This is a genomic window from Tenacibaculum sp. 190130A14a (genome assembly GCF_964048965.1).
Lineage (GTDB): Bacteria > Bacteroidota > Bacteroidia > Flavobacteriales > Flavobacteriaceae > Polaribacter > Polaribacter polynesiense.
In genome coordinates, this window is the sequence record NZ_OZ040189.1 from 515,276 (window position 1) to 528,386 (window position 13,111).

Genomic DNA, 13,111 nt, shown 5'->3' on the forward strand with positions numbered 1-13,111 from the left:
ATTATGATTTAGTAGATAAGTGGTTAAGTTTTAATCTTAATCACTTATTTTTGTTTTTATGCAAAGAGTAAAAATTTTTGTTTTTTTTCTTCTATTAGCCCCATTACCACTGTTAGCCCAAACCGATCAGGTGGATGAGTTTATAGATGATTTATTAGGTGAAGATGATTTGATTAATGAGCTTATAAAATCCTCTTCTGTTCGTCATCTTGTTCAGGTAGGAGTGGATTATAATGACAAAACGTATTTTTCGGGAAGAGATATTGGAATTGACCAATTTCATATAGTTCCAAGAATAAGTTATGTACATTCTAAAGGTTTTTTTTCAAGTATTTCAGGAGTGTATTATAGTGGGTTTTCTCCCAAATGGGATTATACTTCCTTGTTGTTAGGTTATGGAAATAGTTTTGATAAACATAAAAAGTTTAATTGGTCCGTTTCTTATGCAAGGTATATATATTCAAATGATATAGAAGGTCTTTTTGAAAATGCTATTTCTGCAAGTGTTGATTATTTAAGTAAGAATAGAAACTTTGGTTCCGTGTTAGAGTCAACTTTTTTATTTGGAGGAGATACATCTTTTCAATTAACATCAACAACATTTAAAGAGTTTGAGCTGTATCAAAGAAACGGTTTTGAAATAAGTTTAAGACCACAAATAGAAATTACAATTGCACAACAAACTATAGAACAGATTAGGATTGATAGAGATGGTGTAATTCCAGTTATTATATATACTCAAAATCATGAGTTTGGTTTAATTAATACAGAGGTTAAATTTCCTGTTCAATGCAGTTATAAATCTTTTGATTTTGAATTGGGGTATACTTTAAATATTCCAAATTCTCTACCAGATGAAGGAGCGCTTAAATCAAGAGGTTTCTTTAATATATCCTTGTCATATACAATGTTATTTAATTAATAGATTGTAGAATCTTATTCTTAATCTTTCGTTATAATTACTATAACGATAATGAGTAATCAACCTTAATTACTATTTTTACACAAAGTTTTTTACAATAGTGGCCAAGAAAGAATCAAAAAGGAAAAAAATAAAACAAAAACTAACCGATAAATATAGGTTGGTAGTTTTAAATGAAAATACATTTCAAGAACGCTTTTCATTAAAGTTATCTCGATTAAATGTTTTCGTTTTTGGAGGTATTTTTTCAATACTGTTAATTGTATTAACTACCTTATTAATTGCCTTTACAGGTTTAAGGGAATATATACCCGGATATTCGTCTACAGCTTTAAAGATGAAGGCAACAAGGTTAACTTATGAAACAGATTCTTTAAAAAATAAACTAGCCGTTATTCAAGCATATACCAGTGCGTTACAACCTGTTCTAACTGGAGAAATAGAACCAGAAAAAGTAGATTCTATAATTTCTGAAACACAAACATTAGCTATTGATGATTCAAAACTTCTAGCAACAAAACAAGATTCTTTGTTTCGAGAAAAAATTGATAGTAAAGATCGATTTCCTCTTTCGGAAGGAGGTGAGGGAAGGGCTAAGGTTGTGTTCTTTTCGCCTTTAACGGGAAGTATCAGTCAACAGTTTAATGCAGATGATAAACATTTTGCAATAGATATTGTAGCTCCTACAGGTACTCCTGTAAAAGCTGTAGCAGATGGTACCGTTATTTTATCAGAATGGACTGCCGAAACAGGGTATGTAATTACGATACAACACGCTAATAGCTTTATTTCTATTTACAAACATAACGGAACTTTACTGAAGCAGCAGGGAGATTTTGTAAAAACAGGTGAAGCCATTGCTAATGTAGGTTCTACAGGAGAATTGTCTACAGGACCACATTTACATTTTGAATTATGGAATAGTGGTTACCCAGTAGATCCAACTAATTATATAGATTTTCAATAACATGTCGTTAAAGTCTTTTTTAGCAAAACCTTTTGCCAAATTTGCAGTTAAGCAAGTCAATAAGTGGGCAAAGAATCCGATAAAAACTCAAGAAAAAGTATTTCAATATTTAGTATCTGAAGGTTGTAAAACAGCTTTTGGAAAAGACCATGACTTTGTATCTATTAATACTTATCAAGATTTTAAAAAGAGAGTTCAAGTAAATGATTACGAAGGGCTAAGACCTTATGTAGATCGAATGGTAGCTGGTGAGGAAAATATACTTTGGAAAGGAAAGCCTATATACTTTGCAAAAACCTCTGGAACAACTTCTGGGGCTAAGTATATTCCTATAACGAAAGAATCGATGCCAACGCATATAAAATCGGCTAGAAATGCCTTGTTGAGCTATATTAATGAAACTGGAGATGCTAGTTTTGTGAATGGGAAAATGATTTTTTTACAAGGAAGTCCTGTATTAGAAGATAAAAATGGAATTAAGTTAGGTCGTTTAAGCGGTATTGTAGCGCACTATGTACCTAATTATTTACTTAAAAATAGATTGCCAAGTTGGGAAACTAACTGCATTGAAGATTGGGATACGAAGGTGGATAGAATTGTTGAAGAAACCTTACCAGAAGATATGTCGGTTATTAGTGGAATACCTTCTTGGGTTCAGATGTATTTTGAAAAGTTGATAGAAAAAACAGGAAAGTCTGTTTCTGAACTTTTTCCAAACTTTAATTTTTTTATCTACGGAGGAGTTAATTTTGAACCGTATAAAAACAAGTTTGAAGCTCTTATAGGAAAAAAAATAGACTATATAGAGTTGTACCCAGCTTCTGAAGGATTTATAGCATATCAAGATTCTCAGAAAGAGAAAGGGATGTTATTGCAGTTAGATAGCGGAATTTTTTATGAGTTTATTCCTGCAAATGAATTTTTTGAGGAGAATCCGATGAGAATATCGTTGAAGGATGTTCAGTTAGGAGTAAATTATGTGATAATTTTAAATACAACTGCTGGTTTATGGGGATATAACATAGGAGATACCGTAGAGTTTACTTCATTAAAACCTTATAGAATAAAAGTTACAGGGCGTATTAAGCATTTTATTTCTGCATTTGGAGAACATGTTATTGGGAAGGAAGTAGAAAAAGCATTAAATGATGCGATTGTAGGTACTAATGTAAATGTGAGTGAATTTACCGTTGCACCACAAGTAAACCCTGAAAATGGCTTGCCATATCATGAGTGGTTTATTGAGTTTGAAAATGAACCGGAAAATTTAGATGAATTGGCTGTGAAGATTGATGCTTCTATGCAAGAACAAAATATTTATTATCAAGATTTAATTGAAGGAAAAGTGTTACGTTCGCTGGTCATTAGAAAAGTGAAAAAAGGAGGGTTTCATGAGTATATGAAATCTATTGGTAAATTTGGAGGTCAGAATAAGATTCCTCAATTATCTGATAATAGAAAAATAGCGGATGTGTTGTGTAACTTTTTAATAGAATAATTAGAAGTTAAATTTAAAGTGTTTTTTTTCTTCATAAATTGTTTCGTACTCTATAAATACTTGAACGTTTCTAAGTTTTGTTCCTTTTAGTTTAACTAATAATTTGGTTTGTTCCGCTGGAAGTATTGAGTTTTTTCCATATTGATAACTTCCTAATCTGTTTTTAACTTCGCCAGATTCTTGAAGGAAATTTTCAAGAGAAGAGTAGGTTATTCCCTTACGTTCAAATGAAATTTTCTTGATTATAGCTGGCCCGAATCCATGATTGGAAATAGAAACAGTTAATGTGGAGTCCATTTGAATTAAATGATAGTCTAAATAAGGTTTAACAGAAAGTTTATTGTGATTTTGAGAAACCTTTATTTGCCATATTGATACAAATAGCGCAATTAAGGCTATTAAAATGACAGCGTAATTAGATACTTTTTCAAGAGATATTTTGTTCATTTGATTTATTTTTTAGCCGTAATAAAAAGGTAATCACCTAGATCATTTTCATATTTATTAATAATTGCATTGATTTGATTTGTATCAATGTCTCTTTTTAGCTTTTGTAGCCCCCGTTCTATTTCAGTTTTGTTAGATAAATCTGAAAAAGAGGAAATTCCGTTTCGAATGGCTTCGTTAAAATACATCTGCGGATTTTGTTTCCCACAGTACAAGAATTTATCTTCTAAATCTGGTTTAATGAAATATTTTTCAGAAGTATTACGTTTAAAACCAGAAGATTGTAATGCATCCAAAATATCTTCATGTTTTGGCATTTGATTAATGGAGTCTTCTAACATTTTAGGAAAGTATTCATTTAACCAATAACCTTGCATCTGCTCTTGAGTAGAAGTAAAAAGAACCAATTTGCAATTTGGTTTCAATACTCTAAAAAGTTCTCTAAAAGCCAGATTGATATCTTTCCAATGATGAATTGTCAGACTGGCAATAATTCCATCTATAGAATCACTGTTTAATTGCGTGTTCTCTGCTGTGCCAATTCTCCAATCAATTCTATTGTTCTTTTCTTTTGCTTTGAAAAGCATGGTTTCTGAAGGGTCTATTCCTATAAAACTATAACCTCTTTGTTGAAATTGATTGGTATAGTTTCCAGTGCCACAGCCTATATCTAAATAAAGTTTGCTAGGTTGAGGTTTTAACAGGAATAAGAGTCTTTCTGTTAAATATTTATCTGCTTTTCGGGTTTGATTATAACCTTTACCTATTTTATCGTATTTGACATTCATTTTTCCATGTATAGAGTTCTAAGATACTTCTTTTTAAAATGGAAATGAAGTATTATTGATTGAGTAATTGTTGTTTTTTCTTTAGTAGATATTCCCTTTCTAACAGATTGCGTACTTTTTTCAAAGCAAGGTCTATATAAATTATCGCTTGTTTGGTTTTACCTGTTTCTTCATAATATTTGGATTTAGTTCCATAGTATAAATAAGAACGTTGCTCGAGTTCTTCTGGAGCAAGTTGTTCAAAGTAATAATTGGCTTTTACATAGTTTTTTTGTTCAATACAAACTACAGCCATATTTAATAATATAGAAGGAGATGGGGCGATACTATATAAAGAATTATACCAATGTAAAATTTTGTCCCAGTCGGTTAATTCAAAAGAAGGCGCTTTGATATGTTCAGCTGCTATAGCTGCTTCATAATGATAAGAAGAGTATTCATTGGTTTCAACAGCTTTATTCATCATAGCGTTGCCCAATTGAATGAGTGGAAACGACCATTTGTTTCTGTCTTGAGATTTTAAGTCTAAAATTTCGTTAGAGGTATTAGTTTTAGCATCTAAACGAGCCGCATGAAAACACATCAAAGCAAACAGTGCATAAGTCATTGGTGTTTGAGTATGTTTATTTTTTAATAAAGATTTGCAAAGGCGCATTGCTTCACCACACATGTCTTTTTGAATTAAAACATCCTTTTTGTTAGAGTGAAATCCTTCGTTGAAGATAAGGTACAATACTTCTAGAACACTTTCTATTCGTTTTGGCAACTCTTTTCCTTGCGGAATTTTAAAGTCTATATGTAGTTTTTGAATATTGTTTCGAGCTCTAAAAACTCTTTTTCTAATGGTTCCTTCTTTGGTGAGTAAGGCAGAAGCGATCTCTTTAGAACTAAATCCCGATATTGTTTTTAAAGCAAAAGCAATTCTATCTTTTTGATCAAGTTGTGGATGACATGCAGCAAAGATCATTCGTAATTGTGCATCTTCAATTTCATCTTCTAAAAACAGTTCACTAATAGCAATGGTATCTACTCCATTTTTTAACTCAGGTAAGTGCTTTCTTTCAGTTTGGAGTTTTTTAAAGATGTCTAAAACTCTGTTTTTTGCTACCTGTGTTAACCAGGCCTCTGGGTGCTCAGGTAATTGTTCCTGCCATTTAAGATTGGCTTTTAAAAAAGCATCCTGAACGGCATCTTGAATAATTTCGAGATTAGAAAAACCAAAAATCCTCGTTAAAACAGAAACCATCTTTCCGCTATGTGTTCGGAAAAGATGGTCTATCATTTTATGTTCCATTATTGATCAAAAACCATGACTTCTCTAATCTCTACAGTATTTCCTAAATCGTAGTCTGGGAAATCTTGTGCAATTTCTTGGACGGCATCAAAATCTTTAGCTTCAATAATATAATATCCACCAACGATTTCTTTTACTTCAGCTGAGGTTAAATCGGTAACTGTTCTGTTTTTACCAACAATACGTCTAATTTGAGGTGTTAAAGCATTTCCATGTTTTACTATGCCTTGTTTCTCCATTTTTTCACTCCAAGCAAACCATTTGCCCATTCGGTTTTGTACTTCTTCAGGAGAAAGCCCTAAATCTGCGTATTCAGTTCCAACAAAAATCATCATAAATTCTTTCATAATTTCTAAATTTTTAAAGTTATTTCTCTTAGGACGACTGATGAGAATAAAACGGGACTATTTTCTTTAAAAATAATGAACTTAATTTTAAAAGACTCCAAATTAATAAAAAATAAAACCGCTGATAAGTACTTACCAACGGCTTTGAATGTAATAATAAAACAAAATCTATTTCTTTCTTAAATATATATTACCACTAATTGTTTTTAAGTTTAATGAGGCAATCCCATTTTTAACTGTGCCATAAATTTTACTGCCTACAACATTTCTCTTGTTCTTATTAAATTCTATGTCTAAATCTGAATATACAGTTCCTGTGAGCGTTTCAGCTTTAAATTTGGCATCGGTTACTACCAAATCGATATCTCCGCTAATTGTTTTAAGATTCATTTTTTTAGAATGTTTTTTCACAGTAACGTTACCGCTAATTAAATCTAGCGTAAGTTTTCCGTCATAACTTAATGCATCTACATCTCCCGAAATACTTTTAACTTTTAAAGCAATTCCATTAGGAACATACACAGTATAGTTAATTTTTATATCGTTGTGTTGGTCGCAATAGTTATAACTTTTAGATTTTTTTCCTTTACTTGTTCCTGTAGTTTTCTTTTTATACCTTTTGAATAGGTTTCCGTAGTCTGAAGTAACTTCATATTGACTATTTGATGCTTGACCTTTTAAACTAAAAGTATCATTGTCTTGATTATCATTAATATTTACTAGAGCTTCTACAGATATTTCATTTCTACTCCAGTTTTTTACTTCTATTTTTTCTGCGAACTTTACGTTTACAAATACACTTTCAATATTAGAAGCGCTGATTTTTTCGGTAACTTTTTTCTGTGCTGTTAGGGTACTATAAGACAATAGAAGCCCTATGAAGAAGATGAATCTTTTCATTGTATATGTTTTATGTTGTTAAATTTATTTTTTACGTAAGTAGATGTTTCCCAAAGAAGACTTTAATTTAATTTTGACACCTCCGTTGTTTATAGGGCTAACTATTTTTTTAATACCACTTACATTTCGTAATCCAGGTTTAGGAGTTGGTACATCAATATCAAAATTTGTATACACTGTACCATTTGTTTTTAACTCTAAACTAGCTTTGGTATTTGAAGGAATAGCAACATCGATTTCACTTGTAGATGAACTTACTGTAATAGGAGAGGTTTGACTTACTTTAGAAAACTCAATGTTAATTGGTCCAACATTAGAATGCGCAGTAATAGGTCCGGTAACATCTGTCATATGTATACGTCCGACATTAGTATTTACCTCTACTTCAGCAGTAAATCCAATTACCTCTATGCTTCCTAAGTTTCCAGTATCTACTGAAATGCCTACATTTTTTGGTAGTTCTATTTGAATTCCATGACGTTGAAAGTGAGATTTTAAATCTCTTATGATTAATGTACTTCCGTCTTTTGTTATTGAAAAACCAAATCCATTTGTGTTGTCTTTTCCTCCGGGGTAAATAGCCGTTAACCCCTTTCTTTTATCCTCTCTTTCTTTATGTCTTTTGTTTGAATGATTTTCATGAGACTCTTGAGCTTCATGATCTTCATCATGGTCGCAATTTCCGCAATTATCGTGTGATGATTTTAAATGTGAAATTGTTAACGAATTGGACGCACCCACTACAATTTTGGTTTTGGTATTGGTTTCAATACGCACCTTCTTTACTCCTGATAAAGCTTGAGTATATTCTTTGTTTTGAGCAATTGAAGCTCCACTAATAAATAATAGTATCAATAATATTTTTTTCATGATTTAATATGTTTTTCTCTAGAACAAACTTGCGATGTTGTATTCTAACTGTTGTTTTACGTATGTTGGTGTTTCGTCGTTGTCTAATAGTTTTTTCATAGGGTCGAGCGCTCTTTTTTCTTGAATCCTAGCTAGAATTTGAATTAATTCAATTTGCATAGTAGGTACTTTTTCCGTTTCTAACGATTTTATCAATGCTTGCCTTACACTTTCTAATGAAGAAAACTTTGCCAGTGCTTCTGCTGCAGCCAAACGCACGTTTACATTTTTATCATTAAATAACTTTTGTATAAGAGCATTAATTATTTGAGTGTCGTTATTATTAAACTCTTCTGCTTGAGAAACTGCAAGAATACGTTTACTAGCAGATTGGTTTTCTAATAGTGCCAACACTTGTTGTTCTTTTATATTTGATGAATTATGGTTGCTTGATTGTTGTCCAATTAAATAAGCACTTATTACGATTAAAATACTTGCGGCAATTCTTATATATGTTTTCCAAGGCGTATTTGAACGAATAGGAATAACTTTTGGTCCCTGCTTCTCAATTTCTTCATGAAGCATTTTCTCAAAATTAGCTTTTAGTTGCTTGCTAGGAACTTCCATACTATCAGAAGAAAAAAATGACAACAACTTCCTTGTGTGTTCTAGTTCTTCTTTACAGCTATTGCAAGATTCTAAATGAGTTTCAATAGTATTCATCTCATCTTGTGAGAGTTGTTTTTCGATATAATCAATGAGTTTATCTTGTATTTGGTTACAATCCATAATTAATTGTGTGTTGTTTGAAAGAAAATATCCTTTAACTTTTTTAAAGCTCTGTGTACTTTTACTTTTACCGCTCCTTCCGAACTTCCAATGATTTCTGCTATTTGTCCGTAGTTTATTTCCTGAAATCGATGCATTACAATCAATTCTCTATCGGACTCATTTAAACGCAAAAGTGATTTTTGTAAATGTTCTAGCTCTTCTTGATTACTGTTGGTAATTAATGTTTCATCAGTGCCTATAAGTTCATTTTCTATAATATTGGTTCTTTCTTTTTTTTGTTTTTGATAATAACTTGAAAAAATGTTTCTTGCTATTGTATAAATCCAAGAAGTAAAGTTTCCGCTTTTATAGGAAGTTCGATATTTCAAAACTTTTACAAATACCTCTTGAGTTAAATCTTCACTAACCATTTTGTTATGTACCATTTTGTTGAAAAAATTAAAGATGCGAACATGATATCTATCAAATAAAATAGACAATTGTTTTAGTTCTCCATTAGCTACTGCTAACATTAATTCTTCATCAGTTAGATGTTTCAACGAGTGTTAGTTTTGGTTAGTTTCTATCTTTAAAACCATCAATTTATAAAAAGGTTACATTCTTTTTTATTTTTTTTTGAAATAAAAAACCTCATAATTAAATTATGAGGTTGAAGTATTATTGTTGTTCTGTTTCGAGTTCAAAAACTTTTTGAATCATTTTATCACTCTTGTGCTGTAGTTTATACATGCCTATATCATTGAATAGATCTCTAGCAATGAGTATTTTCAAGTTACGTCGAATAAGCTGATTTGTTTTTAGGGATAGTTTATAGTCCTTCAACTGATTAAAAAACTTATTTGAAACTTCGTTATTTTTATCAAATTCCTTGATAAACTCGTCTATACTAAGTTTAGACAGTTGAACTCTGTTGTTATCAACATAGTTAAAAGCAAAGTTGTTTAGACGTCCAAAGAATATAGTTGGAATATAAGCGCTTGTATCAATTGGTACAAAAACGTCTGGAACAATACCACCGCCGCCAAAAACAATTTTTCCTTTTGGAGTTTTGTACTGTAAGCTATCTACTGTTTTAATACTGTCTTTATGAAAGAGTTCTCCGTTTTGGTATCTATTTCTAAAATCTTCATTGTAATTTGTAGTACTTTCCTCTTTTTTATAGGGTTTTTGAATAGATCTACCTGTTGGAGTATAATAACGTGCTGTTGTTAAGCGAACTGCAGAACCATCTCCTAGGTCCATTTCTTCTTGAACAAGTCCTTTTCCAAACGAACGACGTCCAATAATGGTTCCTTTATCGTTGTCTTGTAAGGCACCGGCAACAATTTCAGATGCAGAAGCAGAATTTTCATCAATTAAAACATAAAGTCCTCCTTTTTCAAAGTCACCTTTGTAAGTGGCAAATGATTCATTAACGTCCCCTTTATTGTTTTTAGTAAATACAATAAGTTTGCCGTCTTCTAAGAATTCATCAACAATTTTATTGGCAATGTCAATAAATCCGCCGCTATTACCTCTTAGGTCTAACACTAAATCGGTCATTCCATTTAAAAGTAGTTCATCTAAAGAGGTTTTAAATTCTTTATAGGTATTACGAGCAAAGCGATCTAATTTAATATACCCTATGCTATCGTTAAGCATATAAGCTACATCAACACTTTTAATATTTACTTTATTTCTATTTAGAGTTACATTGAAAATACTGTCGTTTGATTTACGGTACATTTGAAGGTTTACTTCTGTGTTCGGTTGTCCCTTTAAACGTTTTAAAATTTGTCCAGATTGCAAGTCTTTTCCGTATAAAGTATCGTTATCAGCAATTAAAATTCTATCACCAGCTTTAATCCCTTTTTTAATACTTGGCCCGCCTTTGATAGGTTGAATAACAGTAATGGTATCGCCAATCATTCTAAACTGTACACCAATACCAACAAAATTACCTTGCATATTTTCTGTCACTAATTGTAGGTTTTCTTTAGGGATATATACAGAGTGAGGATCTAATTTTTCAAGCATTTGAGCAATTGCTCCGTCTAAAAGTTCATCAGTATTCACTTGATCAACATAATCACGTTGAATGTAGTTGATTAAACGTTTTATTTTTTGTTCGTTGGCAGAACTGTTGCCAACAATAGGTTTGCTACCCGTACCAAAAAATGATCCGATAAACATTCCGAAAACTACGGCAACTGAAAAATATATAGGTAAATTATTTTTGTTCATAAGGTAAATGCATCAATTCTACGCCTGCTTTTTCTAAAAATTCTAAACCTGAAGTATCCTTGTATGCATCTGCATATACAACACGCTTAATACCTGCTTGGTGTATAAGTTTACTACATTGTTGACATGGAGATAATGTAATATACAATGTTGCTCCTTGGCATGATTGGGTAGAAGATGCTACTTTTAAAATGGCGTTTGCTTCTGCATGTAAAACATACCATTTAGTATAACCTTCTTCATCTTCACAATAATTTTCAAAACCAGAAGGAGTTCCGTTATATCCGTCAGAAATAATCATTCTGTCTTTAACAATTAAAGCGCCTACTTTTTTACGAATACAATGGGAAAGTTGTCCCCATTCTCTTGCCATTTTTAAATAAGCAATATCGTATTTTAATTGTTTTTTATTCAAGATTGAGAATTTTACTTAGCTAATTTAGTTAGAAATGAAAAAGAAAGATGTTAATTTTTACCAAAAAACACGGTCAAACATCATTTGCAAAGCAAAACCAATTACAATTGAAGATGCCACTAAAATCCAATCACGTCGATTTACACCAAAAATAGATTGAACTAAAGATCCTACAAGTAAAATTAATGCTACAATAATAACTTGGGCAGCTTCTACTCCTAAAGCAAATTCCAAAAGAGGTAAAAATTTATCACTTGTTTTACCTATCATCATTTTAAAATAGTTAGAAAAACCTAGTCCGTGTACTAAACCAAAAAACAATGCAAAAAACAGATTTTGATTTTCTTTCCCTACAGATGCTTTTTTAGCGGTTAATACATTCATTAAACCTGTAATAAATATGGTTAAAGGAATCAAAAACTCTACCAACGCAGGATTGATGTTAAGAACTCCATAAGCCGACAAGGCAAGTGTTATAGAATGCCCTATAGTAAATAATGTAATAAGCCATAGTACTTTTTTCCATTGTTTAAATTGGTATACAACAGCTAATACTATTAAAAATAAAATATGATCATAGGCTTTAATGTCTAATACATGGAATAAGCCCATTTTAAAGTAGAAAATGAAATCGTTCATTTAGGGTTTAAATTTTAATTTGTCGGTCTATTTGTTGGTCTAAAGATATAAAAGTTTCGGTTCTGGAAACCCCTTTTATAGTTTGAATATCTTTATTTAACAAATGCATTAAGTCTTCGTTGTTTTTACACATTATTTTTATAAAAATAGCATAGTTTCCTGTTGTATAATGACTTTCAACAACTTCTGGAATATCTTTTAAGCGTTTAATAGCAGAAGAATAAAGGCTTGAAGAATCTAAAAACACACCAACAAAAGCCGTAGTAGTATATCCTAAAGCTTTCGGATTTAAAGTCATCTTATAACCATCAATAAGATCTGAATCTTCTAATTTACGTAACCTTTGATGTATGGCAGCTCCAGAAATTCCTACTTCTCTTGCAATACTTAAAATAGGAGTACGTGCATCTTTCACCAATCGCTTAATGATGATTTTGTCTATTCCGTCTATTTTTGGCTTTTTACTCATTTTTATAAGTTTGATGATAAAAATAGAAAAATCCACTCGTTTGAGTGGATTTTATCTGTATTCTTTTATCTAAAAATTAGATTAACAAAACTCATCATAAGCTTCTGCTAAATTTGCAGCAATCATTTGAGCAGAACGACCTTCAATGTGATGGCGCTCTAACATGTGTACTAAATTTCCGTCTTTAAATAATGCAATGGCAGGTGAAGAAGGAGGGAATGGAATCATGTATTCTCTAGCTTTTGCAGTAGATTCTTTTTCTACTCCTGCAAAAACAGTTGTTAAATGATCTGGTTTTTTATCAGCTCCTAAAGAAGCAATAGCTCCTGGTCTAGCAGTACCTGCTGCACAACCACAAACTGAATTTACCATGACTAAAGTTGTTCCTTCTTTTGCTAAAGCTGTATCAACATCTTGAGCAGTATATAAAGCGTCGAAACCAGCATCTATCAACTGATCGCGCATTGGTTTTACTAATTCTTCTGGGTACATATTTTAATTTAAATTTTTCACAAAGATACCTTTTTTACATGCATAAACCAAGTTAGTTAACTAGATGAA

At 31.4% G+C, this 13,111-nt stretch carries 16 protein-coding genes; 3 read left to right on the plus strand and 13 right to left on the minus strand.

What is annotated here, in order from left to right; genetic code table 11:
* Positions 1-58: 58 nt before the first annotated feature.
* The 3 genes from ABNT22_RS02540 to ABNT22_RS02550 all read left to right on the plus strand — a co-directional run bounded on the left by ABNT22_RS02540 (position 59) and on the right by ABNT22_RS02550 (position 3,387).
* Positions 59-922, plus strand: coding sequence for a hypothetical protein (locus ABNT22_RS02540; protein ID WP_348716167.1), 864 nt, complete (start codon positions 59-61; stop codon positions 920-922).
* Between the two features lie 100 nt (positions 923-1,022).
* Positions 1,023-1,889: a M23 family metallopeptidase gene (locus ABNT22_RS02545; RefSeq protein ID WP_348716170.1), complete on the plus strand. Its 867-nt coding sequence runs from the start codon at positions 1,023-1,025 to the stop codon at positions 1,887-1,889.
* Between the two features lies 1 nt (position 1,890).
* Entirely contained in the window at positions 1,891-3,387 is a 1,497-nt protein-coding gene (locus ABNT22_RS02550) for a GH3 auxin-responsive promoter family protein (RefSeq protein WP_348716172.1), read from the plus strand.
* On the opposite strand, the gene ABNT22_RS02555 is transcribed toward ABNT22_RS02550, so the two are convergent.
* The 13 genes from ABNT22_RS02555 to ABNT22_RS02615 form a co-directional block, all read right to left on the minus strand.
* Positions 3,388-3,834 (minus strand): hypothetical protein, encoded by a 447-nt coding sequence (locus ABNT22_RS02555; protein ID WP_348716177.1) that lies wholly within the window; start codon positions 3,832-3,834, stop codon positions 3,388-3,390.
* Between the two features lie 5 nt (positions 3,835-3,839).
* Entirely contained in the window at positions 3,840-4,622 is a 783-nt protein-coding gene (locus ABNT22_RS02560) for a class I SAM-dependent methyltransferase (protein WP_348716182.1), read from the minus strand.
* 52 nt (positions 4,623-4,674) lie between these two features.
* Positions 4,675-5,916: an RNA polymerase sigma factor gene (locus tag ABNT22_RS02565; RefSeq protein ID WP_348716185.1), complete on the minus strand. Its 1,242-nt coding sequence runs from the start codon at positions 5,914-5,916 to the stop codon at positions 4,675-4,677.
* Positions 5,916-6,263 carry a YciI family protein gene (locus ABNT22_RS02570; protein ID WP_348716186.1) on the minus strand — a complete coding sequence of 116 codons (348 nt, stop codon included), beginning with the start codon at positions 6,261-6,263 and terminating at the stop codon, positions 5,916-5,918. Before ABNT22_RS02570 ends, ABNT22_RS02565 begins: the two co-directional genes overlap by 1 nt.
* Positions 6,264-6,431: 168 nt before the next feature.
* Entirely contained in the window at positions 6,432-7,163 is a 732-nt protein-coding gene (locus ABNT22_RS02575; protein WP_348716189.1) for a DUF4097 family beta strand repeat-containing protein, read from the minus strand.
* Between the two features lie 24 nt (positions 7,164-7,187).
* The gene (locus ABNT22_RS02580) at positions 7,188-8,033 is read right to left on the minus strand and encodes a hypothetical protein (RefSeq protein ID WP_348716191.1); all 846 of its coding nucleotides are present in this window, start codon (positions 8,031-8,033) and stop codon (positions 7,188-7,190) included.
* Between the two features lie 18 nt (positions 8,034-8,051).
* Entirely contained in the window at positions 8,052-8,801 is a 750-nt protein-coding gene (locus ABNT22_RS02585) for a HEAT repeat domain-containing protein (RefSeq protein ID WP_348716194.1), read from the minus strand.
* Positions 8,802-8,803: 2 nt separating this feature from the next.
* Positions 8,804-9,343 carry an RNA polymerase sigma factor gene (locus ABNT22_RS02590; protein WP_348716195.1) on the minus strand — a complete coding sequence of 180 codons (540 nt, stop codon included), beginning with the start codon at positions 9,341-9,343 and terminating at the stop codon, positions 8,804-8,806.
* Positions 9,344-9,461: 118 nt separating this feature from the next.
* Positions 9,462-11,027 carry a S41 family peptidase gene (locus ABNT22_RS02595; RefSeq protein ID WP_348716198.1) on the minus strand — a complete coding sequence of 522 codons (1,566 nt, stop codon included), beginning with the start codon at positions 11,025-11,027 and terminating at the stop codon, positions 9,462-9,464.
* Positions 11,014-11,445 carry a dCMP deaminase family protein gene (locus ABNT22_RS02600; RefSeq protein WP_348716698.1) on the minus strand — a complete coding sequence of 144 codons (432 nt, stop codon included), beginning with the start codon at positions 11,443-11,445 and terminating at the stop codon, positions 11,014-11,016. The genes ABNT22_RS02595 and ABNT22_RS02600 overlap by 14 nt, the downstream gene beginning before the upstream one ends.
* Before the next feature lie 54 nt (positions 11,446-11,499).
* On the minus strand, positions 11,500-12,081 hold the full coding sequence (locus ABNT22_RS02605) for a HupE/UreJ family protein (RefSeq protein WP_348716199.1): 582 nt from the start codon (positions 12,079-12,081) through the stop codon (positions 11,500-11,502).
* Between the two features lie 7 nt (positions 12,082-12,088).
* Positions 12,089-12,550 (minus strand): Lrp/AsnC ligand binding domain-containing protein, encoded by a 462-nt coding sequence (locus tag ABNT22_RS02610; RefSeq protein ID WP_348716202.1) that lies wholly within the window; start codon positions 12,548-12,550, stop codon positions 12,089-12,091.
* An 81-nt stretch (positions 12,551-12,631) separates the two neighbouring features.
* Entirely contained in the window at positions 12,632-13,042 is a 411-nt protein-coding gene (locus ABNT22_RS02615) for a BrxA/BrxB family bacilliredoxin (RefSeq protein ID WP_348716204.1), read from the minus strand.
* Positions 13,043-13,111: the final 69 nt, after the last annotated feature.